Origin of the sequence: Rathayibacter sp. VKM Ac-2879, assembly GCF_015351245.1 — a bacterium.
Classification (GTDB): domain Bacteria; phylum Actinomycetota; class Actinomycetes; order Actinomycetales; family Microbacteriaceae; genus Rathayibacter.
The window spans coordinates 150,071-176,525 of sequence record NZ_JADKSO010000001.1; the positions used below are offsets into that span (position 1 = coordinate 150,071).

Genomic DNA, 26,455 nt, shown 5'->3' on the forward strand with positions numbered 1-26,455 from the left:
TCCGCGAGAGACCAGGGCGTGCACGACACGCCTGTGGGGTAGACCGAGGGCGGTCAGAACCCGGGGATGCCCGCGACCAGCAGGTCGATGAGCTTGATGCCGACGAACGGCGCGATCACGCCGCCCAGGCCGTAGACCAGCAGGTTCCGGCTGAGGATCTGAGCGGCGGCGACGGGACGGTAGGCGACTCCCCGCAGCGCGAGCGGGATGAGCACGACGATCACGAGCGCGTTGAACACGATCGCCGAGAGGATCGCCGAGGCCGGCGAGTGCAGCTGCATGACATTGAGCACCGCGAGCCCCGGGAACACGCCCGCGAACATCGCCGGGATGATCGCGAAGTACTTCGCCACGTCGTTCGCGATCGAGAACGTGGTCAGCGCCCCGCGCGTGATGAGCAGCTGCTTGCCGATCCGCACGATGTCGATGAGCTTCGTCGGGTCGGAGTCGAGGTCGACCATGTTGCCGGCCTCCTTCGCCGCCGAGGTGCCCGTGTTCATCGCCACGCCCACGTCCGCCTGCGCGAGCGCCGGAGCGTCGTTCGTCCCGTCGCCGGTCATCGCGACGAGCGCGCCGCCCTCCTGCTCTCGGCGGATCAGCGCCAGCTTGTCCTCGGGAGTCGCCTCGGCGAGGAAGTCGTCGACGCCCGCCTCCGCCGCGATCGCCTTCGCGGTGAGCGGGTTGTCGCCGGTGATCATGACCGTGCGGATCCCCATCGCCCGCAACTCCGCGAAGCGCCCGGCCAGGCCGTCCTTCACCACGTCCTTCAGGTGCACGACGCCCAGGAGGCGCGCCCCGGCGCGGTCCTTCACCGCGACCACCAGCGGCGTCCCTCCACTGGCCGATACCGCGCCGACGATCCCCTCGAGCCGCGCGACGACCGCCGCGGGCAACGGCCCCTCCTCCTCGACCCAGGAGCGCACGGCCGAGCCGGCGCCCTTGCGGATCGAGGAGCCGTCGGGCAGGTCGAGCCCACTCATCCGGGTCTGCGCCGTGAAGGGCACGACGACCGCAGGTGCCGGCTCGGCAGCGGGGTGCCCCTGGTGCGCGGCGAGGTCGACGATCGAGCGCCCCTCCGGTGTCGGGTCGCTGAGCGAGGAGGCGGCCGCCGCGTCCACGAGGTCGCCGTCGGCCACTCCGTCCAGCGGCACGAAGGCCACCGCCCGGCGGTTGCCGTAGGTGATGGTGCCCGTCTTGTCGAGCAACAGCGTCGTCACGTCGCCCGCCGCCTCCACCGCACGGCCCGACATCGCGAGCACATTGCGCTGCACGAGTCGGTCCATTCCGGCGATGCCGATCGCCGAGAGGAGGGCACCGATGGTCGTGGGGATGAGGCAGACCAGCAGAGCGACCAGCACCGGCACGCTCACGGAGGCGCCGACGGAGGAGGCGATCGGGTTGAGCGTCAGCACGACGATCACGAACACGATCGACAGGCTCGCGAGGAGGATGTCGAGCGCGATCTCGTTCGGCGTCTTCTGCCGTGACGCGCCCTCGACGAGGCCGATCATCCGGTCCACGAACGTCTCGCCCGGCTTCGAGGTGATCCGCACGACGATCCGGTCCGAAAGCACCCGGGTGCCGCCGGTGACCCCGCTGCGGTCGCCTCCGCTATCACGCACCACCGGGGCCGACTCGCCGGTGATGGCCGACTCGTCGAGCGAGGCGATGCCCCAGACGATGTCGCCGTCGCCGGGCACGAGGTCGCCCGCCTCAGCGACCACCACGTCTCCGAGACGCAGATCGGACGAGGGAACCTCGACGAGCCGCGCCGACGCGGCGGAGGGGTCGGCCGCGTCGTAGTCCGCCACGCGGCGGGCAGGAGTGCTGGTGCGGGTGGCGCGGAGGCTCTCGGCCTGCGCCTTCCCGCGCCCCTCGGCCACCGCCTCCGCGAGGTTCGCGAAGACGACGGTCAGCCAGAGCCAGCCCGCGATGGCCGCGGTGAAGCTCACCGGCACCGGCGAGCCGCCAGACGGCTCTGGGCCGCCGAGGAACGGCTCCGCGATGGCGAGCACCGTCGTCAGGGCGGCGCCGACCTCGACCAGCAGCATCACGGGATTGCGCCACAGGAGGCGCGGGTCGAGCTTGCGCAGCGCCCCGGGCAGCGCGGCTGCGAGCTGGCGCGGGCCGAGCGCCGGCTTCGGTGGGCGGGCCGTCGCCGTCGGCGCCTCGGTGAGTGTCATGGTCATGGGAGTCACAGCCCTTCCGCCAGGGGACCCAGCGCGAGTACGGGGAAGTAGGTCAGCGCGGTCACGACGACCGTCACGCCTACGAGGAGGCCGACGAACTGCGGCCGGGAGGTCGGGAGCGTGCCGGCGCTCACAGGCATCGGCGTCTGCGCCGCGAGCGAGCCGGCGAGCGCCAGCACGAGCACGATCGGCAAGAAACGGCCGAGCAGCATCGCGACTCCGAGGGAGGTGTTGAGCCACGGCGTGTTCGCAGCGAGCCCGGCGAAGGCCGATCCGTTGTTGTTCGCGGCGGAGGTGAAGGCGTAGAGCACCTCCGAGAGGCCGTGCAGTCCCGGGTTGGCGATCGACGTGCTCTCGACGTCCTCGCGCACCGCGGGGAGGGCGAAGCTCAGGGCGGTCCCGGCGAGCACGAGCGTCGGCGTCACCAGGATGTACAGGCTTGCGAGCTTGATCTCGCGAGGGCCGAGCTTCTTGCCCAGGTACTCCGGCGTGCGGCCGACGAGCAGCCCGCCGACGAACACCGCCAGGACCGCCAGCACGAGCATCCCGTACAGGCCCGAGCCGACACCGCCTGGGGCGACCTCGCCGAGCATCATGTTCAGCATCGGCATCATCCCGCCGAGTGGGGTGAAGGAGTCGTGCATCGCGTTCACCGCGCCGGTGGACGTGAGCGTGCTCGCCGTGGCGAACAGGGTCGAGCCAGCGATGCCGAAGCGCGTCTCCTTGCCCTCCATCGCCGCTCCCGCGGCCTGCACGGCCGAGCCTCCGCCGGCCGCCTCCAGCGCAGTGAGGGCCGCGAGCGAGACGACGAAGATCGTCGCCATCGCCGCGAGGATCGCGCGGCCCTGGCGGACATCGCCGACCATGCGCCCGAAGGTACGCGGCAGCGAGAACGGGATCGCCAGGATCAGCACGAGCTGCAGCAGATTCACCCACGCCGAGGGGTTCTCGAAAGGGTGCGCGGAGTTGGCGTTGAAGTAGCCTCCGCCGTTGGTGCCGAGCAGCTTGATCGCCTCCTGCGAGGCCACCATCCCGCCGGGGATGCTCTGCGTGCCACCCGCGAGCGTCGTGGCGGTCGACGGGTCGTTCAGGTTCTGGATGACGCCGCCCGCGATCAACACGACCGCGGCCAGGAGCGAGAGGGGCAGGAGGAGGCGGAGCGTCCCGCGCACGAGGTCGACCCAGAAGTTGCCGATCGTGCCGGAGGAGCGCCGCGCGAAGCCGCGGATCAGCGCCACGGCGACCGCGAGACCCACGGCGGCCGAGACGAAGTTCTGCACCGCGAGCCCGCCCACCTGCACCGCGTAGCCGAGGGTGAGCTCGGGCGAGTACGACTGCCAGTTGGTGTTGGTGACGAAGGAGATCGCCGTCGTGAAGGCGAGGCCCTCTGGCACGGCGGGGAGGCCGAGCGAGCCCGGCAGGAACGCCTGGAGGCGCTGCATCCCGTAGAGCAGGAGCACGCCGACCAGCGAGAAGGCGAGCACCGCCCGCACATACGCCCGCCAGCTCTGCTCGCCGTGCGGGTCGACTCCGATGAGGCGGTAGAGGCCGCGTTCGACGGCGAGGTCTCTCGAGGAGGAGTAGAGGCGCGCCATGTAGTCGCCCAGCGGACGGTAGAGCAGCGCGACCGCAAGACCGACGGTCGCGACCTGGAGGACGGCGAGGAGGGCGTCCATCAGAAGCGCTCCGGCCGGATCAGCGCGACGACGAGGTAGACGACCGCGGCGACCGCGAGCGCAGCCGCGAGGGCGTCGAGGACGATCATCGGCCGGCCTCCTTGCTGCGGGGATCGGCGGCGGGCGGGCCGCCGAGCCGTTCCACTCCCTTGGCCGCGAGGCCGAGGAGCAGGAACAGGGCGAGCACGCCGAGGAGGTAGGCGAGGTCGAGCACGGGAGACTCCATCCGGAAACTGACGACGCCCGAGCCGGGCGCCTGCCGAGAAGCGGCACGAGACCCGATGCAACACCCGCCGGAGTCCTGGGACGACGGCCCTCACACTTCTCCTACGCCCCCCGCCCGAGTCCTCACGCTTCTCTCACGGCCGCTCCGACGCGGCGCCGCGGAGGGGCCGGCGCGGCGGGTCCGGGTGGGGCTCGCGGTCGAGGCTGGAACTCGTCGGCGCCGTGGAGCTACCCTGGCGTCGCGCCCTCGCCGCCCGTGCCTGAGCTGCACACGCCACGCCTCGCATCGACGAAAGGACGACCATGGCCGACTGGAACGACACGATCATCGAGGAGTTCCGCGCGAACGGCGGAACGGTGACGACGGCCGGCTTCGGGCGGAATCTCGTCCTCGTCCACCACTTCGGGGCCCGTTCGGGCGAGGAGCGCGTCACGCCTCTGATGGCGTTGCGCCCCTCCGACGACGTCTGGCTGATCGCCGCCTCGGCTGCCGGCGCTCCGAAGCACCCGGCCTGGTTCCACAACCTCGTCGCGCGTCCCGAGATCAGCATCGAGACGCCGGATGACGGCACCGTCGACGTGCGCGCCCGGGTCCTGACCGGCGACGAGCGCGACGCCGGATGGGCGCGCTTCACCGAAGCCTCCGACGGCTTCCGCGAGTACGAGAAGCGCACGACCCGCGTCATCCCCGTCGTCGAGCTCCGCCCCCGCTGACCGCCCGCCCCGCCAACCCCCCGCGAGATGCCACTTATGCACGCGACACGCCGAGGGAGGCGCGCATAAGTGGCATCTCGCGGGGGGCACAGCACCAACGACGAAGCCCCCGACCGGGATCCGATCGGGGGCTGCCTGGTGCGCGAGGGGGGAGTTGAACCCCCACGCCCTTTCGGGCACACGGACCTGAACCGTGCGCGTCTGCCTATTCCGCCACTCGCGCTCACCAACGGCACCACAGCACCGAGGAGAAAGCCTAGCACCCCGGGCCGCAGCGCAGAAACCGCCCCTCACCGGCTCACGCTGCGACAGGCCGGCGCGCGCCGCGACACCGCAGGCCGTCGAACGCGGCGACGGACGCACGCCCCGATCCGACGTGCCGCCGAGCCCCGCCCGACACGGCAAGAGCCGCCGGAAGCCGCGAAAGCCGCCCGGAGGACGACGCATCCAGACCATCCCAGTAACATGCCCGTAGCCGTGCGCGGCGCAGAGACAGGAAGCGGCGACGGACGCGCAGACACCACGATCCGTGCTCGACCGCCGAGAGGGCCCCGACTCCACCGCCGGACGGGCCTCCACCGCCGAAAGAGGGCAGAACGGAAGATCGGAAGACTGTGGGCATACTGGACAACTTCGAGAGGGGACTCGAGCGCGTCGTCAACGGCGCGTTCGCGCGGACCTTCAAGTCGGGGCTGCAGCCGGTCGAGCTCGCGTCCGCCCTCAAGCGCGAACTCGACACCACGGCCGCCGTCGTGTCGCGCGAGCGCATCCTCGTGCCCAATCATCTCGTCCTGCGGATGTCCGCCTCCGACCTCGATCGCATGGAGCGTCTCGGCACCACCCTGATCGACGAGCTGACCACCGTCGCGACCGAGCACGCCACCAAGCAGGGCTTCCGCTTCCCCGGACCGGTCGAGATCACCCTCGCCCTCGACGAGTCGCTCGGCGACGGGATGGTCGAGGTCGACTCCCGCAGCGTGAAGGGCACGGTCGTCTCCACCCCCGTCCTCGACATCGACGGCAAGCGCTACCCCCTCACCGCGTCGCGAACCGTCATCGGCCGCGGGAGCGACGCAGACATCACGGTCGACGACTCCGGTACCTCTCGCAAGCACGTCGAGATCCTCTGGGACGGCACGCGTGCCCAGGTGCGCGACCTCGGGTCGACCAACGGTTCGAAGCTCGACGGCAAGCGCGTGACGCAGGCGCCGCTCGCGCCGGAGCAGACCATCACCATCGGTCGCACGTCGATCGTGTATCGCGTCGTCCAGGGCGCAGCCCCGGCGCGAAACGACCGCCCGTCCGGCAGAGCCGCCGGGCGCTCCTCCGAGGGATTCTGGGACGACCGGCTATGAGCGAGCTCACTCTCTTCCTCCTGCGCATCGCGTTCCTCGCGCTGCTGTGGTTCTTCGTGTTCGGCATCGTCTACGCGCTCCGCACCGATCTGTTCGGCCAGCGGGTGCGCAAGCTGCCCTCGGGTGCGCAGGCCGCCCCCGAGGCACCGTTCGTCACGGCGGCCCAACCCGTCGTTGCGCCGCCGCAGGCCCCCGCGCCCGCCGTAGCCCCCTCTGCCCGCAAGGCGAGGGAGGCACGGGAGGAGCACGCCGGCGCCGGGGCGACCGTCCACACCGCGCAGCGCCTCGTCATCACCTCGGGGCCCAAGCGCGGGACCGAGCTCGAGCTCTCGGGCGAGCCCCTGACGATCGGCCGCTCTTCGGAGTCGACTCTCGTCATCCGCGACGACTACACCTCCACCCATCACGCGCGTCTGCTGCTCTGGAACGACGAGTGGATGGTCCAGGACCTCGACTCCACGAACGGCACGTTCCTCGACGGCAGGCGCGTCGGGGCACCGACCAAGGTCCCGCTCGACACCCCGGTCAAGGTCGGCACGACCACGTTCGAACTGCGGCGGTCGTAGCGCGTGGCCCCCACCCGGGAGAGCGCCCCCGGCACCGGCGCTGCGCGTGAGAGCGCCGCCGTCTCGCACGTCGGCCGCATCCGCTCCAACAACCAGGACTCCGGCTACGCGGGCCGGCAGCTGTTCGTGGTCGCCGACGGCATGGGCGGCCACGCGGGCGGTGACGTCGCCTCCTCCATCGCCATCAAGCGGATCGCCGAGGCCGACCGGGATTACGCGTCCACGTACGAGGCCGAGGAGGAGCTCAAGCGCACGCTCCTCGAGGCGAACGCCCTGCTCGCCGAGGCGGTCGTCGACCACCCCGAGTTGACGGGCATGGGTACCACCGTGAGCGCCATCGCGCGGGTCGGCCAGTCGGTGGCGATCGCACACATCGGCGATTCCCGGATCTACGTGCTCCGCGATGGCAAGCTCGAGCAGGTCACCACCGACCACACCTTCGTGCAGCGCCTCGTCGAGTCGGGCCGCATCACCGAGGAGGAGGCGATGACGCACCCGCGCCGTTCCGTCCTCATGCGGGTGCTCGGCGACGTGCACGCGAATCCCGAGATCGACACGTTGACGCTCGAGACGGAGCCGAACGACCGCTGGCTGATCTGCTCAGACGGGCTGTCCGGGGTGGTCCCGCACGACGAGATCCTCCGTGAGCTCAGCCGCGACGAGTCTGCTCAGCAGGTGGCCGATCGGCTGATCCGCGACAGCCTCGCGCACGGAGCGCCCGACAACGTCACCGTCGTCATCCTCGACGTGCCCGGCGAGGGCGACACCGCACAGATACTGGCTCCCGTGGCGGAGCCGGTGATCGTCGGGTCCGCGGCAGCCGACTCCACGATGGGCGACGACCCGCAGAGCCGCACGCGCATTCCCGGGCTGCGGCTGCATTCGCGCGCGCCCGCCGCGCAGGGGCCCACCCACTTCGAGCCCGCCTCGGAGGACTACCTCGACGAGCTGATCGAGGAGGACCGTCGCCGCCACCTGCGCCGGCGGATCACCTGGCTGGTGGGCCTCTCGCTCGTGCTCATCGTCGGATTCCTCGGGGTGCTGTTCGCGTACGACTGGACCCAGTCCCGCTATTACGTCGGCACCGACGGCAAGACGGTCATCATCTACCAGGGCATCCAGCAGTCGGTCGGCCCCCTCTCGCTCTCGGAGGTGAAGGAGAACACGGGCATCCCCATCGACTCCCTCCGCGAGTATGACGTCGAGCAGCTCGAGCAGACGATCAACGCCGACTCCTATCCCGCCGCCGTCGACATTGTCGAGCGCCTCACCGACGCACAGGGAGCACCGTGACCGACACCGCACGCACCTCCACCCGTCCGGCCGCCGAACGTCCCCGCTTCTTCCGGCAGAAGCTCCGCAACCTCGAGCTCCTGCTGCTGATCGGCGCGTGCCTCATCGACGCCTCGGCGATCGTGCTGGTGCAGCTGGGCGCGCTCGGCGCCGTCGACACGACCCTCGTCTCCCTGGGCGCCGGCCTGTCGGGGCTCGTGCTCGCCGTCCACGTGGTGTTGCGTTTCGTCGCGGCCGAAGCCGACCCCTTCCTCCTCCCGATCGCCACGGTCCTCAACGGGCTCGGCGTGGCCGAGATCTACCGCATCGACATCGCCGACGGCGCGACCGGCTGGGACTCGGTCGCCGTTCGGCAGATCTTCTGGAGCGGTCTCGCCGTCGTGGCGGCGATCGTCGTGCTGCTCGTGATCCGCAACCACCGGGTGCTGTTCCGATACACCTACGTCGCCGGCTTCGCGGCCATCGTCCTCCTTCTCCTTCCCCTGCTGCCCTTCATCGGGAGAGAGGTCAGCGGCGCGCGAGTCTGGATCGGCATCGGCGATGTCGCCAGCTTCCAACCGGGCGAGATCGCCAAGATCGCCCTCGCGGTGTTCTTCGCCGGCTATCTGGTGCGCAACCGCGACTCCCTCTCGATGGTCGGGCGCACCGTGCTCGGGATGCGCTTCCCGCGGCTGCGCGATCTCGGCCCGATCCTCGTGGTCTGGCTCGTCACGATGGGTGTCATCGTGTTCCAGCGCGATCTGGGCACCGCACTGCTCTACTTCGGCCTGTTCCTCGTGATGCTCTACGTCGCGACCGGGCGCACCGGCTGGGTGCTCATCGGCGTCGGTCTCTTCCTCGGCGGTGCGCTCGTCGCCAGTCAGACCCTCGACTACGTCGGCAACCGTTTCGCGAACTGGCTCGATGCGTTCAGTTCCGCCCGCTTCACCGCCGACCCCGGAGGCAGCTATCAGCTCGTGCAGGGCATCTTCGGCCTCGCGCACGGCGGCCTGTTGGGCACGGGGTTCGGCCAGGGGATGCCGGACGTCACGCCGGTCCCGCAGTCCGACTACATCATCGCCAGCCTGGGCGAGGAGCTCGGGCTTGCGGGGCTGTTCGCGATCTTCGGGCTCTACCTCCTGCTCGTGTCGCGCGGCTTCCGCATCGGCTTCGCGGGGCAGGACGACTTCGGGCGTCTGCTGGGCGTCGGTCTCTCGTTCGTCATCGCTCTGCAGTGCTTCATCGTCATCGGAGGCGTCACTCGCGTGATCCCGCTCACGGGCCTCACGACGCCGTTCCTCGCCGCCGGTGGCTCCTCTCTCGTGGCCAACTGGATGATCGTGGCGGTGCTCCTGCGCCTGTCCGACACAGTCCGCAATCAGCCTCGTCTGGTGGTGTGATCCGTCGATGAACCGAGAACTCAAACGCGTGAGCTTCGTCGTCCTGACGATGTTCGTGGCGCTCTTCCTGTCCACGACCACGATCCAGGTGCTTCAAGCCGATGCACTGTCGGACGACTCCCGCAACACCCGTACCCTCTACGAGAGCTTCTCGACCGAGCGCGGAGCGATCCTGGTCGGCGGGCAGCCGATCGCCTCCTCGACGCCGTCGAACGATCTCTACAAGTTCCAGCGGCAGTACGCCGACGGCCCGCTCTACTCGGCCGTCACCGGATACTTCACGCTCAACCAGGGCACGACCGGCATCGAGCGCTCGCTCAACGACTACCTTTCGGGCACGTCCAACTCGCAGTTCTTCAACGAGATCGACAACCTCGTCACGGGTCAAGACCCGAAGGGCGCCTCCGTCGAGCTCTCGATCGACCCGGTGGCGCAGAAGGCCGCATACGACGCGCTCGGCAGCTACACGGGAGCGGTCGTCGTCACGGAGCCGGCGACCGGCCGCATCCTCGCGATGGTCTCGAAGCCCGCCTTCGACCCGAGTTCGCTCGCCTCCCACAACAGCGACGACGTGTTGGCCGCCTACCGGTCCCTCGATGCCGACCCGGCGCAGCCGCTCGTCAACCGCGCCATCGGCGGGACTCTGAACCCTCCGGGCTCTGTCTTCAAGCTCGTGGTGGCCTCGGCGGCGATCGAGTCCGGCCGGTTCACCCCCGACTCGAGCTTCCCCAACGTCGAGGCGTTCACGCTCCCGGGGTCGACGTCGCAGGTCATCAACTCCGGAGGCGGCCTGTGCGGCAGCGGCGACACCGTCACGCTCGCGACCGCGGTCGCCCTCTCGTGCAACGTGCCGATGGCCGAGATGGGTGTGCAGCTGGGCGCCGATGCGATCCGTTCGCAGGCCGAGAAGTTCGGCTTCGACACCGAGATCGACGTCCCGATGTCGGTCGAGGCCAGTACCTACCCCAAGACCCTCGACGATGCCGAGACCGCGCTCACCGCCTTCGGGCAGTTCGAGGTCCGTGCGACGCCGCTGCAGATCGCCATGGTCTCCGCGGCCATCGCCAACGGCGGCGAGGTCATGCAGCCCAACCTGGTCGACGCGATCCGCTCACAAGACCTGAGCGTGCTGCAGCAGTTCCAGAAGAAGTCGCTCGGCCGGGCCATCAGCGCACAGACCGCGGATGCCGTGAAGGCCATGATGGTCGCCAGCGTCCAGAGCGGCGCGGCGACGAATGCAACAATAGGTGGCGTCACAGTGGCCGGTAAGACCGGTACGGCCGAGAACGACGGCGACAACCCTTACACCCTCTGGTTCACCGGATTCGCGCCTGCGCAGGATCCGCAATACGCCATCACCGTGCTCGTGGAGAACGGTGGAGGACTCGGTCAGACCGGGTACGGCAACCTGATTGCCGCACCCATCGGAAAACAGGTACTAGAGGCGGTGCTGAACAAATGAGACCCACGACAGGCCTCACCTTCGGGGGACGCTACGAACTGCAGTCCCGGATCGCCATCGGCGGCATGGGAGAGGTGTGGCAGGCGACGGACCTCGTCATCGGCCGCACGATCGCGATCAAGATCCTGAAGGACGAGTACCTCGGCGACCCGGGCTTCCTCGAGCGCTTCCGCGCCGAGGCCCGCCATGCTGCCCTCGTCAACCACGAGGGGATCGCCAACGTCTACGACTACGGCGAGGAGGATGGCTCCGCGTACCTCGTCATGGAGCTGGTGCCCGGCGAGGCGCTCTCGACCGTGCTCGAGCGTGAGCGCGTGCTCTCGACCGACAAGGTCCTCGACATCGTCGCGCAGACCGCTCTGGCGCTGCACGCCGCACACGCCGCGGGTCTCGTGCATCGCGATGTGAAGCCCGGCAACCTGCTCATCACTCCTGACGGCCGCGTCAAGATCACCGATTTCGGCATCGCGCGCATCGCCGACCAGGTCCCGCTGACGGCGACCGGGCAGGTCATGGGCACGGTCCAGTATCTCTCGCCCGAGCAGGCGAGCGGCCAGCCGGCCTCGCCCGCGACCGACATCTACTCGCTGGGCATCGTCGCGTACGAGTGCCTCGCGGGGCGCCGCCCGTTCACGGGTGAGTCGCAGGTCGCCATCGCGATGGCGCAGATCAACGACACTCCGCCGGAGCTTCCCGTCACCGTCGCGGAGCCGGTGCGCAACCTCGTCTTCTCCTGCATCGCCAAGAAGCCGATCGACCGGCCCGCCACGGCCGCGCACCTCGCTCGCGCCGCGCAAGCGCTACGGGCAGGAGACGTGCGCGGCGCGGCGATCGCGGTCCCCGCCGTCGCGGGAGATCTCGCAGCGACGCAGGCCACGACGGTCCTCCCCTCCCCGGGGGGAGCGACGCAGGCCACGACTCTGCTGCCGTCGAGCACGGCTGTGGCCGCCGCGCCGATCCTCGGCGAGGAGCCGGCGGTCGCCGACGAGCCTCCGCGACGTCGCAGCCCGTGGACGTGGCCGCTGATCGCGCTCATCGTGATCCTCGCGGTCGTCATCGCGGGCACGATCTTCGCGCTCACGACGGGAGGCGAGAGGCAGCCGATCTCGCCCCCGAACACCTCGCAGTCTCCTCGGCCCAGCACCCCCACGCCGGTTCCCACGACGCCTACGCCCACGCCCACGTCGAACACCGTGGTGATCACGGAGTCCGACTACGTCGGGCGGCCCTTCGACGAGGTCGAGGCAGAGCTCAAGGACCTCGGTATGGCGGTGCGCCGCAGCGACGGACCGAGCGCCGCGTCCGGGGACAAGGTCGGCACCGTCGCGGGAGTGAACCCCACGGCGAACGTCGCCAAGGGCACCACCATCGACGTCTCGGTGTACACCGCCGTCGCGACTCCTGATGCGCCCACTGCCGTTCCTACCGTGACCCCTGCCGCCTCCAGCGTTCCTGCGGGAAGCACCTTCACGGTCACGTGGAGCAACTACAACCAGTGCCCGAGCGGCACCTCGGTGACCGGCTATCGGGTGACCGCGTCGGGCGACGGCGCCTCCGTCACGAGCACCAACCCCTCGACCTCGACGACCGCGTCGATCCAGGCGGGCTCCTCGGCCGGCACGATCGAGGTGACCTATACGGTGCTGTGCGGAGAGACGGAGTCGGCGGCCTCGCCGACGCTGTCCGTGACCGTCGCGACCCCGACGCCGACCCCGACGCCGACGCGCTCGAACGGTGCGCCCAGCTCGAGCGGCACGCCGGCGCAATAGAGGCCGCGCATCCCGGTCTGCGGTGTCCCGGGATGCGCCGTGCCCGCCCTCGCGCGCTCCGCGCCGGGAACGCGGGAGGCCCGAAGGTACACTTGCTGTGGCTCTTTGCGGGCCGTGCCACACGAACTACAGGGCGGGAGCGTGCGCGTGACGGAAGAGGGTCGCCTGATCGCGGGACGGTACCAGGTCGGCCCCCGACTCGGTCGCGGCGGGATGTCCGAGGTCTATCTCGGCACCGACACTCGGCTGGGCCGCACGGTCGCGATCAAGGAGCTCAAGCTCTCCCTCTCTTCCGACTCGGCGTTCCGCCTGCGATTCCGACAGGAGGCGCAGGCTGCGTCTCGGATGTCGCACCCGACGATCGTCCGCGTGTTCGACGCCGGCGAAGAGGTCACGGTCGACGACAACGGAGCCGAGTCGCGGCGTCCGTTCATCATCATGGAGCACATCGAGGGTCGTCTCCTCAAGGACATCATCGCGGACGGTCCCGTCGACGTCGACGAGGCCGTCCGCATCACCGAGGGCATCCTCACCGCCCTCGAGTACTCGCACCGGGCGGGAGTCGTGCATCGCGACATCAAACCCGGCAACATCATGCTGACTCCCTCCGGCCAGGTGAAGGTGATGGACTTCGGCATCGCCCGGGCCGTCTCCGACTCTGCCGCGACGGTCGCGCAGACCACGGCGATCCTCGGCACCGCCGCCTACTTCTCGCCCGAGCAGGCCAAGGGCGAGCAGGTCGATGCCAGGAGCGACCTCTACTCGGCCGGGGTCGTGCTCTTCGAACTGCTCACGGGTCGTGCGCCGTTTCGCGGAGACACTCCCGTCGCGGTCGCGTACCAGCACGTCAGCGAGACCCCGCCCGCACCGAGCTCGATTACCCCGGCGGTCTCGCCCGCGCTCGACGCGGTGGTGGCCCGCGCTCTCTCGAAGGACCGTTACGAGCGGTTTCAGGGCGCGGCCGAGTTCCGCGACGATCTGCGCGATGCGGCCGCGGGTCGCCTGCCGGATCATCGGGAGATCGACGAACTGACGACCTCACTGTTCGGCGCGCGCAGCGGCGGGGGCATGAACGACTCCGAGCTCGCGCTGCGGCAGCTCGCCGAGGACAACTCGATCGTGCGGACCCAGCGGCGTCCCCCGATCCTGTGGATCTGGTCGTCGATCGTGGTACTCGCGGTGATCGTAGCCGCCCTGGTGATCTGGGTGCTCACGCTGCAGCCCTCGACCACGCTGCCCACGCAGTCGCGCGAGGTGCCCACGCTGACGTCCGAGAGCTACGAGGCAGCGGAGGCGACGCTCACCGGCCTCGATCTCATCGTGAGCAAGCAAAGCGAGTTCAGCGACTCGGTGCCCGCGGGGCAGGTGACCCGCACCGATCCTGGTCCCGGCACGATCGTGGCGCGCCAGACGACGATTCGCGTCTACGTCTCGCAGGGTATGCAGCCCGTCGCTGTGCCCAAGACGGCCGGCACCCCCCTCGCGGACGCGATCGCGGCGATCACCGGCGCCGGCCTTGTCGAGGGTTCGCAGACCCGACAGAACTCCCCGACGCTGCCGGCCGACGTCGTGATCTCGTCTTCACCCGACGGAGGCGCGCAGGCCGAGCCGCGCAGCTCGGTCGACCTCGTCGTCTCGTCGGGCAAGGTCACGCTGCCCGACCTCGTCGGCCAGTCGCTGAGCACTGCGCTGGCGACCCTCGCCTCCGACAGCCTTCAACTCAAGGGCGTCGAAGCCCCCGATACCCGCTGCGATTCGGTGCGCGCGAACCCGCCGATCACGACGCAGTCGCTGCCCCCGGGAGACGTTCCTCAGGGGTCGACCGTCCAGCTCGGCTACTGCGCGGGCTGATCCTCGTCCTGCGCTTTTCCCGGCAACGAGCGTGAGGCCGGCGCCGTGCGTCTTCAGGCGCGGCGCGCCTGCGCGAGGGCGAAATCGGCGCGCGGAAGAGCCTCGACCACGTGGTCGGGGTGCGCGCCGATGCGTCCACGGATATCGCTGGGCGTGAGTCCTTCGCGGCGCTTCAAGGCACGGCGGAGGTGGTCGGCGGAGGAGAATCCTGAGGCTGCGGCGATCGTGTCGAGCGGCACTTCGCGCGGTCGGCGCCGCAGCAGCTCCACGGCAGTGGCGACCCGAGCCCGCTCGATCTCGCTCGCGACCGTCGTCCCGGCGTCTTCGAAGAGCCGCTGAAGCGACCGGGTCGAGACGTTGACCGCGTCGGCGACGGCCTCGGGAGTGCAGCGCGGTGTGCGGTGTGTGCGGTCGATCACCGTGCGAGCCCTGCCGAGGGCGGCCGCCCGCCCTCCGGTACCGCCCGGCCGGACACTCGCCGCCGCCAGGAAGGCGCTCGTGAGCAGCTGTTTCACGACGTGCGCGAAGTTCGCCACCTCCCACTCGCCCGGGAGCCCCGTTCCCGATTCCGCCGCGAGGGCGAAGGCCGTCGTGAACGCGTAGGCGGCCCGCGTCGAGCGGGCGTCGGGGTCGAGCGCGTAGGCCGGCGCCGTGATGTCGAAGCCGTAGCGACGCATCTCCTCGAGGGACACCGAGACGTGCAGCAGGGTGACCGGGGTCGTCGACTCCGTCGTGAAACTCGTCGTTCCCTGCTGATAGGAGATCGATCCCGGACGCAGGAGGACGGTGCGGTCCGGGGCGACGAGGCGTACGAAGCCATCGATGAGGAAGGTGAAGTTGAGCGCCGACATGTCGTCGGCACCCCATGTCCCACGGACCACGCGGAGCGGGCTGATCGTCATCACGACGGCGCTGAGGTCGCTCGAGCGGAAGCCCGATCCCGTCACCTGCGGCTGCGTACCCGGCTTGACGATGATCCTCGGGCCGAGGGCCTCGAGCTCCCGTATCCCCGAATACTGCCAGCTAACCGACTCAACCACGCGATTCCCCCCGAATGTCGGCAATGCCTCAGCAGGAGCCTCGCTGATGCCCTCCGATTATGCATGGAAAGGTTGCCGCATTCTCCGCCAAAGCTCCGTCAAAACGCGCCACCCGGTCGGGGGGTGTGGAGGAGGTGGGCGTCATGGATGCCCGAAACGGCGGCGATTCCCCCCTTCGGCCGTGAGGGCGGCATCGTATCGATGGCAGGTATCGCGTCCTGTCTGGCACAAAGAAAAGTAACCCGTTTGGGGGTATCTTCTGAGGTGCAGTCCTCACTATCACGAATATGAGTCTCGGCATAACTGCATGAATAGCCGGCCGATATCATCGGCTAATCCGGTGCGTAACTAGAGTGACAATCGCGCCACTCCCTGCTGCACGACAATCGACACCCTTTGTGCTTTTCGACAGTGCTGCATGAGAGCAATCGAGATCCCTTGTGCCTTTCGCACAGTACGGCCCGCCACCCCGGGGCATCGCCGCTGCGTCACCCGCGTGCCGACGCCCGAGCGGTCAGGCTCCGGCCTGTTCGAGCCAGTTCGAGAGGAGGAGGCCGCCTCCCTCGGTCAGCACGGACTCGGGATGGAACTGGACGCCCACGACGGGCGCGCGGCGGTGCCGGAGGCCCATCACCACACCCTCGGAGGTGCGGGCGATGACCTCCAGCTCGTCCGGCAGACTTGCCCGCTCCACCGCGAGGGAGTGGTACCGCATTGCCGCGAAACCCGAGCTGAGTCCGGCGAACAGCGGATCTCCGTCGTGCAGGATCTCGGAGGTGCGACCGTGCATCAGCTCGGGTGCCTGCTCCACCCGCCCACCGAGGGCGTGCGCGATGACCTGATGGCCGAGGCACACCCCGAGCAACGGTCGACCCTCGTCCACGGCGAGCGCGACGAGGGCGAGCGACGTCGCCACCTCCTCCGGACGGCCCGGTCCGGGCGAGAGCAGGATCGCATCGCTCGACCGAGCCGCGGTCACTGCCTCCTCGGCAGAGAGCTCTGCACTCTCGACGACCTCGACCTCTGCGCCTCCGGCACGCAGGAGGGCGACGAGCGAGAAGACGAAACTGTCGTAGTTGTCGACCACCAGAACCCGGGTCACGGCACCCTCAGCCCCTCCCCCACTCTCATGGAGCGACGGTGACGTCCCTGTCGAGCACGAGCGACTGCACCCAGGGGAACACCCATTCTGCGAGCGCGGCGAGCACAGCGGCCACGAGCACCAGCACGATCAGCAACCGCACCCACCAGGGTCCGGGAAGGACCCTCCACAACGCTGCATACACGGTCAGCCCTCCTGCGCGAGTGACGAGGCGATCTCGGCCGGCGGGCCGGCCGAGCGGGGCTGCCACGAGTCGAACACTCCGTACGCGATGATGCGCTCGGCCGTCGAGTAGAGCGGATTGCAGCTCGTGAGCGTGATCAGACGATCCCCGGGCGTCGTGTCCGGGCTCCAGGGCACCGGATCGATGACCTGCACGTCGGTCGGTTGCACGTACTCGAGATTGCGGAACCGGTAGGTGTACCAGCCGTCGGCGGTCTCGACGTAGATCGCGTCGCCTAGCTGCAGCTGATCGATGAGGTGCATCCCCCCGCCGTAGGCGCTGCGGTGTGCGGCGAGAGCGAAGTTGCCCACCTGTCCCGGCATCTGAGTGCCCGGGTAGTGACCGATGCTGCCCTCGTCGAGGACATGGGCCGCGTCCGTCCCCTCGGCGATCGTGCGCACCCAGCCTTCGCCGTAGCGCGGGATGTAGAGGTTGCCGAAGGACGTGTCGAGCGCCGACACCGTCGCCACGACCGGATCGCCAGGGGGTGTCGCGGAAGCGGTCGAGGTGGGAGCGGAGAGCTCGGGAGGGCCCCAGCTCTCCCGCAACTCGGACGCCTGCGTGGTCTGTCGACCGGCGATGACCGCATCGTTCCACCACAGCTGCCAGCCGAGAAAGAGCAGCACCAGAACGCCCGCCGTGATGAGCAGCTCGCCCAGAATGCCGAAGAACGAGACTCGTCGGCGGGGTCGACGGCGCCTCGGTCGAGGCCTCAGCGCAGTCTCGGCGCGGGTCTCTTCGGGCATGCGATGAGTCTAAAGGGGGCGTGTGATCCGGAGGCGGTCCTCTGTCGGAGCTGTGGAGAACCTGTCATCCGCGCCGCAGCGAATCCCGAGCTGGCGTTAAAGCCCTTCTCGTGCGGCCGACGCAGCCCCCGGCGCACCCGACCGGAGCCCACGGCCCGCTACAGTGGTCGGCATGGCACGAGCGACGAAGAGCCCGAAGCCCGAGCGCGACGAAGCCCGGGCAGGCGAGAACGCACCGAATCCGGTCTGGTTCAAGCCGGTGATGTTCGGCTTCATGCTGCTCGGCCTGGCCTGGATCATCGTCTTTTACGTCAGTCAGGGCACCCTCCCGGTGCCCGACCTCGGCAACCTCAACATCCTGATCGGCTTCGGCATCGCCTTCATCGGATTCCTGATGACGACGCGCTGGCGCTGACTCCTCTCGTGAACGACGCTCCGTCCGGCTCGCCGGCGGGGCGTTCGTCGTCGGTGGCGCGCTTGCGTGCCGCCGGGTGCGTCTTCGCCGAGGAGGAGGCAGAGCTTCTCGAGGAGGCCAACAGCGACCCGGCTGCTCTCGAGCGCGCGTTGCACCGACGGGAGGCGGGCGAGCCGCTCGAGCAGATCCTCGGCTGGGTCGCCTTCCGCGGCTTGCGCGTGCCTGTCACCCCCGGCGTTTTCGTCCCCCGGGTGCGCACCGGCTTCGTGGTCGACACCGCCCTCTCTCTCCTCTCTGCGCCACCCTTGTCTGCCCGGAGCACGGTGACGGTCCTCGACCTCTGCTGCGGAACCGGCGCGATCGCCTGTGCGCTCGCCCACGAAGCCCCGCATCTGCGACTCCTCGCAGCCGACCTCTCCCCCACAGCCGTCGCGAGCGCCCGGATCGCTCTCTCCGAACTCGCGACGGTCTTCGAAGGCGATCTCTTCTCCGCTCTGCCCCCGCAGGAAAGGGGCCGCCTCGACCTCATCGTCGTGAACGCGCCCTACGTGCCGACCTCAGCGATCGCGCTGATGCCCCCCGAGGCGCGATTGCACGAGCCGATGCTCACTCTCGACGGAGGTGTCGACGGGCTGGATCTGCATCGCCGCATCGCCCTCGAGGCCGCGGCGTGGCTCGCACCCGGCGGCAGCGTGGTGATCGAGACGAGCGATGACCAGGCAGAGGCCAGCGCCTCCGCGTTCGCCGCGTCTGGTTTCTCAACCCATGTGCGTCGCGACGAGGACCTCGACGCGACGGTGGTCGTCGCCGGAACTACACGCCTGTAATTATCCCCACCTGTGGAAACTCCTGTGGAAAGTGGGCACTTGAGAATGTCAACCCGATCTAGGACCACCAGGACGGCTTGGTTCGAGTCCACGTGGTCTGAGGCGGACGAGTCAGGCTTCCCGTTGGCGAAGCGTGGCGGGAAGAATCGGTTCGTGACGAAAGCGGTCGATGTGTTCCCCGAGGTGCCGGCGCGATCGCCGGACGTGGATGATGATTTCGCGTCGGATGTGCTTCGTGATGACGCGTGGGTGAGTGACTATCTTCCTCACTGGACGACTCCAGAACGGTCGCGGGCGCGTTATGAGCTGACGGGTGCGTCGGGTGTTCGCCTGCTGATCGAGGAGGACCAGCGAGACTGGAGGGAGGAAGACGCGCCGGTGCGCGTGTCCAACCTTCAAACAGGTGTGTTCTCGGGGCCGGTCGGCTCGGCGCGCGGAACTCACCGCCATCGTCCTGATGGCCCGCTGGTCCGAACCGAGACTCCGGAGCGACTGTTGTGGGCGCCGACGTCGGGTCGGGTCGATGTGACAGTTAGCGCAAGCACGGACGAGGGCTGCATGCTCGCGGCATGGCTCGTCGGTGCCGAGAACCTTTCACCGGATCACAGCGGAGAGATCTGCATCTTTGAGATCGACGCGACCGCAATCGCGGTCGACCAGTCGCGGGTCCGGTGCGGAGTGAAAGCGCACGGAGATGTGTCGCTTGTCACGGATATGTCCGAGGTCATCATCCCGCTAGACGCGTCCCTTCCTCATACGTGGTCAGTCGTCCGGGGGCCAGAGGGAACGGTGATCGGCTGCGACGGAAAAGTCGTTAAGCGTTCGCGGTTCGCGCCGGACTACCCGGCGCTTTTGATGCTGGACCTGTTCGAGATCGGACCGCGCTCGCTATCCGCGGGCTATCCGAAATCTGCGACCATCCATGCCGTCCGCGGTTGGGGCGATCCGCAGCCTCAGCGCTAGTAACGATGGGGCGGTCGCGAGTTGCTGTTTCGTGTGGGCGAGGCGGTAGGAGTCGGTGCCGGTTTCGATGATGGTGCCGTTGAAGGTGAGCCGGTCAACAATCGCGGCGCAGAGCCTGGGGTCGGTGAAGGTGCGGGTCCAGCCGGAGACGGACTCGTTCGAGGCGATCGTGCGCCGCCGATGCCGGGTTGGCAGTAGAACGCGTCGAACCCGTAGTGCGAGCGGAATAGCACCCAACGCTCGTTCTCGGTCCGGCATCGGTGCTTACAGTGCAGGCCAACCGCGGCCGCGTACCGAGCCCACCCTCGCGCCTCGTAGACATATGCGCGCCCTCGCCGCTTAAAAGTAGTCCTCATGCCTGCTCATCGGCCCAAATGGAACGATCCGGGGATCGTCACGCCTTGCGCCCGGGCGGGAGCTGACCGCCTGCCACGAAATGATTTACGCCGCCGCCGGCGCAAACTGACCTACCGTTGCTAGAGTCCTACATCATGAATCAGTCCCAAAGTCACGGGCGACGGCGAGCGAACATCATCATTTTGGCGCTACTGCTCGTCATCATCACGGGGTACGCTGTTCGTCTCATCGGCTTAGCCATATTCGCAATCGAAGGTGACGTTCCGGCGGCCTCGTCGCTCCACCTGCCTGACGGAAGCACCGTCGTAAGCCAGACAACTGATTGTGCATCTGGAGGATGTTGGGCAAACATTTCAGTACGGCCTCCGGAGGGAATGAATCCCGACGAGCTGTCTCGCGAAATTGGTACGACACCGCGGGCCCAAATCTCCGGAAACCTATGGGACCCGCGGACGATCAACCTAACATCCGAGTCACGTGGACAACTGCTTCATATCTCAGCGGACTTTTGGATGGTGGAACCAAGTCCGTGAAACACGGCCTGACGATTGCGGTCATTTAGGACGGCGGTGCGCCATCGCCAGCGCATGACTACTACGAGTACATAAAAAACAAACAAACAAAGGATTACTGGGGGAGCTTTGAAAAATTTGGGTAAAGCGGTAGCTACGCGTCGCGTAGTTCTTATAGGCGCTTCATTATCAGCCGCAACTCTTTTTGCGCCGTATAGTCTCTCAGAAGAGTTGCTGAAGGTGCCTACCAACCCTGACGTAGCCAAACTACCCACAGAGTCTATCCCGACTACCACTAATCGATATTTTGGGTCTGATTGGAATCAGGAATACGTAGCTGCTTTCCCGAAATCACTACCTCTCGACACCCAGGTACCCAACAAAGTTCTCGAGTTGAGGTGGGATCCTCGACTCTTCGATCTCCGTAATCCCGCTCTTGTCCGGATTGAAGATGACGTTGTAGACCTTCGATTCGAAACGAATTTGGACGGCTCAGCATCTTTTGTCTTGCCCGACGACGCATCGGAAGTAATCTTTCGAGCGCTTCCGATTAGCCTCTATCCGAATGAAAACCTCGATTCCGTCCAAGCTACAGAACTTACACTCCGAAACAACGAAGGAAGCTACGTGCGGACCTGGGCTGACAGTGCAGTCGGTGTCGACTGTTCCGCTTGGGGTGTAGAGGCTTCTGTAAGCTGGATCAGTCACCTCGGCCAAGTTGTTCCCGCGCTTATAAATCTCGTCAGCATCGGTCCCAATCCCGCGCCTTCCGAGATTGTAATGACGCTCAAGTACTCGGACGTTGGAGGCGAACTAGCGCTCCTGGATACCAGCAAAGGTGAACTTTCATCAGCGGAAAGTTCTCTCGAAGCTGATGCGTCCCAGCCAAGTTCGAATGCCGACGACTCGCCACAACAAAGCCTGCCTGAGCTGGTCAACATCGAGACCAGCACTGGTGAAGGTACCCGCGACGTGACCATACGAACGCTCACAGCACTTGAGCCTGACGCCCGACTCGACCTCGTAAGCCCGGTTCAGCTTTCTGACTCAATGCCCGTAGCGTTCTCCACGTTCGTGCCTCGTCTGGTCGTACAACCCACTCCAAACGCAGTTGGAAGACGGCAGTCAGGACGCGACTCTGTCTACCCCGTGACTAGAGCCGGCTCCCAGGAGAGCACGTACGTCGCCGCACCAAGTGCATAACCAACTTTTCATAAAACTAAATGAAACACCAAAGGAGCTGTAATGGGTGATCCGTGGATTGAAGCAACGCAGCAGTGGTATAAAGACACCTACGAATCGAAGCCTGGTTTCGCCTCGCTGGCGGTCGACGGGCGCACGGGCTGGGACACCATCTATGCTCTTACTCGCGCCCTCCAGCACGAACTCGGCCTTTCAAACCTGTCAGACAACTTTGGGGATAGCACTCTCGCCGCGTTGACCGCCTTCGGCACGATATCCGCCTCGAAGCCGACGCCTGGAACACCTTCCAATATTGTCAAAATTGCTCAGGGGGCGCTGTACTGCAAAGGATATAACTCCGATAATGGCAGTCTCTCCGGCCTATGGGGTACCACAACACGGTCCGCAATGAGTGCCCTGCGAAATGACTTGGGCCTCGGGTCGACGTCGTCGGACCTTCCTCCGAAGCTCTTCAAGTTCCTTCTTACAATGGAGGCAACTACTCTGTTGTCCAACGGGAATACGGTAGTTCGTGACGGACAGCGGGCCATGAACGGCCGATACCAGTTGCGAAGAGACTTCTTTTTTGTTGGCGCAGACGGAGTCTTCCTTCGCGACACACACAAAGCTGTCCTCTTCGCCATTCAATATGAACTGGACATGGTCGACGGAGTCGCGAATGGGAATTTCGGGCCTGGAACTCGCTCGGGTCTCCAGACGAAGGCGAATCTGACAGTTGGGTCCGTCGATTCTACGAAAATATTTGTTCGCCTCTTCCACTTGATGCTCAAGGTAAATGGTTATAACTCAACGTGGTCGGGTACCTACAGTTCTGCGACGGCCACGATGGTCAACTCCTTCCAAGCATTCGTTGGTCTTAGCGTTACGGGAACCGCGAACCTTCAAACCTGGTCGGCGTTACTCGTAAGTACCGGAGACCCGGATCGGCCGGGAACAGGATCGGACTGCGTCACAGCTCTTGATGCTGGAAAACTGTCTACTCTCAGGGCGGCTGGTTATCAGTACTTTGGTCGCTATCTCACGAATACGCCTGACCGCGAACCGGATAAAGCATTACGATACGGCGAACCGGCTGCAATTATTGCCGCCGGCGGCAAATTGTTCCCCATCTTTCAGACCGGGGGAGCAGTACCGTCTCACTTCACTTCCATTCGGGGTGCACAAGTTGCGGAGGAGGCCGCCGCAGCTGCTATTGCTTACAGGATCCCGGCAAACACGATCATCTACTTCACGGTTGACTACGATGCGTACGACTGGGAAGTCACGGATAATATCATCCCTTATTTCCAAGCTGTGAAGACATACTTGAGCACCTTCGGTCGAGCCTTCCGCATCGGAGTATACGGGCCGCGCAACGTGTGCAAGCGGGTCAGTGATGCCGGAATCGCCGTCGCAAGTTTTGTATCAGATATGTCGACTGGCTATAGCGGAAACCTTGGCCAAACGATGCCCACAAACTGGTTCTTCGATCAAGTGCAGACCTTGACCGTGGGCACCTCACCGAACGCGATTGAAATCGACAAAAACATTGTCTCATCTCGCGCGTCTGGCGTGAGTGTCCTAGCAGCGGAAACGAATCTCGGCAATGATCCGCTAGTTCCTTCAGCAAAAATGGATGCCTTCGCCGAGTCGTGCTACCAGCACTGCCTCACATGGGCGGATGAGCCGCCGCAGCGAATCATTATGGCCTCGAATAGGGCGGCACTGAAAGCCAGGATAGCGAACCACGACGCACTGATCACCGCACTAGCGTCGTCACACAAGGTCTACAAAGCGCTGATCTTGACCCCGATGATCTGGGAGGGATCTGTAATCAACCCGGCCGACCCTGTGGCCGACACCGCAGTTCGCGCTTATTATGCGTGGAAGGAAGGGAGAGCACCACAACCCCCAGCTCTCAAGGACGATTCCTCCACTGGAGCCTGCCAAATCTTCGCACGCACAGCGATCTCCGCGAGGAACTGGGCTCGATCGAAGAGTCTCCTGTTAGATCGGGCTTACGACGCAACGAAGTGGCAAGACCTGTGGGAAATATGGCAAAAACTCGCTTCGGATGAGGCCTTCAATATTACGACTGCTCTATACGTGATGATGCAAGAGGCCACAAATCGAACGTCGCTTGCTCACACTGAGTTGCGGAAGCTTACGCCGAGTCAAGTCATGAATACTTTGACTGGCTACAACGGGGCGGATGTGTACGGACGAGATAGAAGCTTTCTTTACTACCATGTCCAGCGCGCCCACCAGGGGTTCCGCGTGTAAACCGCCGATTACTCCACTCGCTCGTGCAGCGCTGCGCTCGGCGTCGAACCGAGCCGACAGCTCGCGCGCCTGCGCATCGCGAGCCATCTCCGCGCGCAGTCGAGCGAACTTCTCCCCCATCTGCATCGCGATCGTCAACGCGATCCGAACGTTCTGACCGACCTGCTGGCCGACCTCATCGTCACTCATGACTTCCTCCCCCTGTGCTTCGTGAATCGTCTAGCGGCCGCGGTCGCCGCGGTCCTGACCGGGCCCATCGCGCAGCTCTCGAGCACGCTTCGCGAGCGTTGCTTCCTCGCTCTCCTTCTCCCGCGGAGTGAGCGTGTTCGGGACGGGGCTACCCATTCCGAAGTTGGCCTCGGAGAGCCGGCGGATGTCTTTCAGCTCCTCGGGGAGCGCCTGCCACTTCTGCTCGTTCTCCGCCGCCCGCTGCATCCCGAAGACTCCTTGGTAGCCGTCGCGAACCTGCGACAGCTGTCGGGTGAGCGTCGACGCGAGCTCGGCCGATCGTCGTGCATCTCCAGCAGCCTTGTGAGGGCGCATGATCGCCCGGCTCGTGACAGCGAGCTGACGAAACAGCAGCAGCTCAGCGGCGGCGGTGTTCCTCATCCCAGCCATCGCGAGGATCAGCGCGGTGGACGATGCGCTGGAGGGCATCCCCCCGCGGGCCGGGGCCGGGACTCGTCCGCGCGCAGGTGCGCCGACCGGGCGAGCGATCGCGCGGCATCCGCGAGCGGCCCGGGCGTCGGTTCCATCCGCCGCGACCATGCCGCATAGGCGCCCGCGGTTTCACGGGCGACGTGCGCCCACGTCGCCCGATCGGAGGGGTCCACCGAGTTGATGTAGTCGTGCAGCCGGCTCATGTCCGCCGCATACGACTCGAACAGCTCCGGCGAGGGCGCGGTGACCTCACGGCCCGGCTTGACGGGCTCGTACCGCCACGGATTCTTGGACGTCGCACGCCACTCCCCCGCAGCCTCCGACGCCTTCGCGGGATCATCCGACCAGCCCTCGCGCAGCCGCGGGAGGGTGAGGTCGCGGGCGAGAGTGCCGCCGCCGTGCCAGCGCACGGGCTCGTCCTTCTCGGGACGCAGCGCCACACTGTAGCCCTGCACGACGTCGTTACGTCCGACCGCGAACCGCGGGCGCACCAGCAGCCCTTCTTGGCGCATCCGGCGCACGAACTCGCCCTCGTTCACGCTGCGTAGCCGGGAACCGATCCGTCGGCTTTCATCCGCGATGTCCCACTTCTTCACCCGCTCGTTCAACTCCGCGAGCGAATCGGCGACCGGCATCGGAAGCAGATGCTGACGGCGGAAACGGCCGATATCGCCCTCGATGCCGCCCTTCTCGTGTGCGCCGTCGATGCCGGGTTGGCGGTAGAACGCGTCAAACCCGTAGTGCGAGCGGAATAGCACCCAACGCTCGTTCTCGGTTCGGCGTCGGTGCGTGCCGTAGAGGACCTCGGTGACCGCGGACGTCAGATTGTCGTAACGGATGTGCCGTGTCGGGATCCCGCCGATCTCCTCGAACACGTCAACGTGCCCTCCAGGAACGCTTCTTGCGCCTGCGTCGGATAGATCCGGTGAACGGCCCGCCCGGAGCTGGAGAGGCGTAGCGCGAACATGTAGCACTTCGTTTTCACCCCGGCGAGGACGACATAGACCTCCCCGAAATCGACCTCCGCCTCCGTGCCCGGAGCGTGTTCCTGCGGCACGAACACGTGCGCTCGGCGGCGCTGATCGATCTCCGGCCGGCGCAACCGCACGTAGTCCCAGACCGTGGAATACGACAGGGCGTCAACACCGTGCTCATCGACAAGACGGGCGAGAACCCGACGAGCCGTGTGCCGCTGCTTCACCGGCGCGTCCACGTCCTCCAGCAGCATCGCATCGATCGCAGCCTTGAACTCCTCCAGCCGCGGCGACACCCGCACCGGGGTTTTCCGCGGCGGCGGTTCCGCCTGCGACAACGCCGTCCGAACCACGCCATACCGGGCAGCCAATGCCCGAATCGATGCGCCCTCCACCCGCGCATCCCGCCGGATCTGTGCGAACAACTCCACCCGAGCCCTCAGCCCTGTGCCCTCCGCCGCTGGCTCCAGGCCAGGTGAGGACAACGGTGAAATGGGCTCGAATGAAACCGTCACACCTACCCGGCGAGTCGCCAGGTGGGCTCAGATCAAGCCGTCACAACGGTCTCGAATCAAGCTGTCACAGACAGGCACTCGAGGCCGCTGAGCCCGGTGGTCTCGGCGGTCCGCCTCCGAGTGACGACAGGACGCGGTCCACAGAGATACCGTCCGCGGCAGGGCGGGGCCCCAGGA

General features: G+C 66.9%; 21 protein-coding genes, 1 tRNA gene and 2 pseudogenes. 12 read left to right on the forward strand and 12 right to left on the reverse strand.

The features are described 5' to 3' along the window. Positions 1-53: 53 nt before the first annotated feature. The 4 genes from kdpB to ITJ45_RS00715 are packed head-to-tail and all read right to left on the reverse strand — an operon-like array spanning position 54 to position 4,091. Positions 54-2,189: a potassium-transporting ATPase subunit KdpB gene (kdpB, locus tag ITJ45_RS00700; RefSeq protein ID WP_194606932.1), complete on the reverse strand. Its 2,136-nt coding sequence runs from the start codon at positions 2,187-2,189 to the stop codon at positions 54-56. Between the two features lie 5 nt (positions 2,190-2,194). After that, positions 2,195-3,865, reverse strand: coding sequence for a potassium-transporting ATPase subunit KdpA (kdpA, locus tag ITJ45_RS00705; RefSeq protein ID WP_194606933.1), 1,671 nt, complete (start codon positions 3,863-3,865; stop codon positions 2,195-2,197). Continuing rightward, positions 3,865-3,954, reverse strand: a complete 90-nt coding sequence (gene kdpF / locus ITJ45_RS00710) for a K(+)-transporting ATPase subunit F (protein WP_194606934.1) — start codon at positions 3,952-3,954, stop codon at positions 3,865-3,867. The genes kdpA and kdpF overlap by 1 nt, the downstream gene beginning before the upstream one ends. Then, positions 3,951-4,091, reverse strand: a complete 141-nt coding sequence (locus ITJ45_RS00715) for a hypothetical protein (protein ID WP_194606935.1) — start codon at positions 4,089-4,091, stop codon at positions 3,951-3,953. The genes kdpF and ITJ45_RS00715 overlap by 4 nt, the downstream gene beginning before the upstream one ends. Positions 4,092-4,393: 302 nt before the next feature. Between ITJ45_RS00715 and ITJ45_RS00720 the strand changes: the two genes are divergently transcribed. Next, positions 4,394-4,804: a nitroreductase/quinone reductase family protein gene (locus tag ITJ45_RS00720; RefSeq protein ID WP_194606936.1), complete on the forward strand. Its 411-nt coding sequence runs from the start codon at positions 4,394-4,396 to the stop codon at positions 4,802-4,804. Positions 4,805-4,940: 136 nt separating this feature from the next. Here ITJ45_RS00720 and ITJ45_RS00725 read toward each other — a convergent pair. Further along, positions 4,941-5,027 (reverse strand) — tRNA-Leu (locus ITJ45_RS00725). A gap of 391 nt (positions 5,028-5,418) precedes the next feature. Between ITJ45_RS00725 and ITJ45_RS00730 the strand changes: the two genes are divergently transcribed. From ITJ45_RS00730 to pknB, 7 genes are all read left to right on the forward strand, one after another. After that, on the forward strand, positions 5,419-6,159 hold the full coding sequence (locus tag ITJ45_RS00730) for an FhaA domain-containing protein (protein WP_194606937.1): 741 nt from the start codon (positions 5,419-5,421) through the stop codon (positions 6,157-6,159). Next, positions 6,156-6,725, forward strand: a complete 570-nt coding sequence (locus tag ITJ45_RS00735; protein WP_194606938.1) for an FHA domain-containing protein — start codon at positions 6,156-6,158, stop codon at positions 6,723-6,725. The genes ITJ45_RS00730 and ITJ45_RS00735 overlap by 4 nt, the downstream gene beginning before the upstream one ends. Positions 6,726-6,728: 3 nt before the next feature. Further along, positions 6,729-8,018 (forward strand): Stp1/IreP family PP2C-type Ser/Thr phosphatase, encoded by a 1,290-nt coding sequence (locus tag ITJ45_RS00740; protein ID WP_194606939.1) that lies wholly within the window; start codon positions 6,729-6,731, stop codon positions 8,016-8,018. Continuing rightward, positions 8,015-9,397 (forward strand): FtsW/RodA/SpoVE family cell cycle protein, encoded by a 1,383-nt coding sequence (locus tag ITJ45_RS00745; protein ID WP_194606940.1) that lies wholly within the window; start codon positions 8,015-8,017, stop codon positions 9,395-9,397. The genes ITJ45_RS00740 and ITJ45_RS00745 overlap by 4 nt, the downstream gene beginning before the upstream one ends. 7 nt (positions 9,398-9,404) lie before the next feature. After that, positions 9,405-10,859, forward strand: coding sequence for a peptidoglycan D,D-transpeptidase FtsI family protein (locus tag ITJ45_RS00750; RefSeq protein ID WP_194606941.1), 1,455 nt, complete (start codon positions 9,405-9,407; stop codon positions 10,857-10,859). Then, positions 10,856-12,628, forward strand: a complete 1,773-nt coding sequence (locus tag ITJ45_RS00755; protein WP_194606942.1) for a protein kinase domain-containing protein — start codon at positions 10,856-10,858, stop codon at positions 12,626-12,628. Before ITJ45_RS00750 ends, ITJ45_RS00755 begins: the two co-directional genes overlap by 4 nt. A gap of 141 nt (positions 12,629-12,769) precedes the next feature. Next, positions 12,770-14,479, forward strand: coding sequence for a Stk1 family PASTA domain-containing Ser/Thr kinase (gene pknB / locus ITJ45_RS00760; protein ID WP_323742801.1), 1,710 nt, complete (start codon positions 12,770-12,772; stop codon positions 14,477-14,479). A gap of 53 nt (positions 14,480-14,532) precedes the next feature. Here the strand turns inward: pknB and ITJ45_RS14255 are convergent, their stop codons facing one another. From ITJ45_RS14255 to ITJ45_RS00780, 4 genes are all read right to left on the reverse strand, one after another. Further along, positions 14,533-15,519, reverse strand: a complete 987-nt coding sequence (locus ITJ45_RS14255) for a helix-turn-helix domain-containing protein (RefSeq protein ID WP_194606943.1) — start codon at positions 15,517-15,519, stop codon at positions 14,533-14,535. A 514-nt stretch (positions 15,520-16,033) separates the two neighbouring features. Next, complete coding sequence (locus ITJ45_RS00770) at positions 16,034-16,621, reverse strand: anthranilate synthase component II (protein WP_194606944.1); 588 nt, start codon at positions 16,619-16,621, stop codon at positions 16,034-16,036. 25 nt (positions 16,622-16,646) lie between these two features. Then, entirely contained in the window at positions 16,647-16,805 is a 159-nt protein-coding gene (locus tag ITJ45_RS00775; RefSeq protein ID WP_194606945.1) for a hypothetical protein, read from the reverse strand. A gap of 2 nt (positions 16,806-16,807) precedes the next feature. Beyond that, positions 16,808-17,590 (reverse strand): class E sortase, encoded by a 783-nt coding sequence (locus tag ITJ45_RS00780; protein ID WP_194606946.1) that lies wholly within the window; start codon positions 17,588-17,590, stop codon positions 16,808-16,810. Between the two features lie 172 nt (positions 17,591-17,762). On the opposite strand from ITJ45_RS00780, the gene ITJ45_RS00785 reads away from it, so the two are divergent. The 3 genes from ITJ45_RS00785 (at position 17,763) to ITJ45_RS00795 (ending at position 19,795) form a co-directional block, all read left to right on the forward strand. Next, on the forward strand, positions 17,763-18,005 hold the full coding sequence (locus ITJ45_RS00785) for a cell division protein CrgA (RefSeq protein ID WP_194606947.1): 243 nt from the start codon (positions 17,763-17,765) through the stop codon (positions 18,003-18,005). Positions 18,006-18,013: 8 nt separating this feature from the next. Further along, positions 18,014-18,832 (forward strand): putative protein N(5)-glutamine methyltransferase, encoded by an 819-nt coding sequence (locus ITJ45_RS00790; protein WP_194606948.1) that lies wholly within the window; start codon positions 18,014-18,016, stop codon positions 18,830-18,832. 153 nt (positions 18,833-18,985) lie between these two features. Then, the gene (locus tag ITJ45_RS00795; protein ID WP_228493393.1) at positions 18,986-19,795 is read left to right on the forward strand and encodes a hypothetical protein; all 810 of its coding nucleotides are present in this window, start codon (positions 18,986-18,988) and stop codon (positions 19,793-19,795) included. 12 nt (positions 19,796-19,807) lie between these two features. Here ITJ45_RS00795 and ITJ45_RS00800 read toward each other — a convergent pair. Continuing rightward, positions 19,808-19,963: pseudogene (locus ITJ45_RS00800) on the reverse strand (ATP-binding protein); the annotation flags it as partial. Positions 19,964-21,909: 1,946 nt separating this feature from the next. Here ITJ45_RS00800 and ITJ45_RS00805 point away from each other — a divergent pair. Continuing rightward, entirely contained in the window at positions 21,910-24,129 is a 2,220-nt protein-coding gene (locus tag ITJ45_RS00805) for a glycoside hydrolase domain-containing protein (protein ID WP_194606949.1), read from the forward strand. 219 nt (positions 24,130-24,348) lie between these two features. Here the strand turns inward: ITJ45_RS00805 and ITJ45_RS00810 are convergent, their stop codons facing one another. Together ITJ45_RS00810 and istA are read right to left on the reverse strand one after the other, a co-directional pair. Next, positions 24,349-24,738, reverse strand: coding sequence for a hypothetical protein (locus ITJ45_RS00810; protein ID WP_194606950.1), 390 nt, complete (start codon positions 24,736-24,738; stop codon positions 24,349-24,351). 586 nt (positions 24,739-25,324) lie between these two features. Next, positions 25,325-26,206, reverse strand: a pseudogene (istA, locus tag ITJ45_RS00815) (IS21 family transposase); the annotation flags it as partial. Positions 26,207-26,455 lie beyond the last annotated feature (249 nt).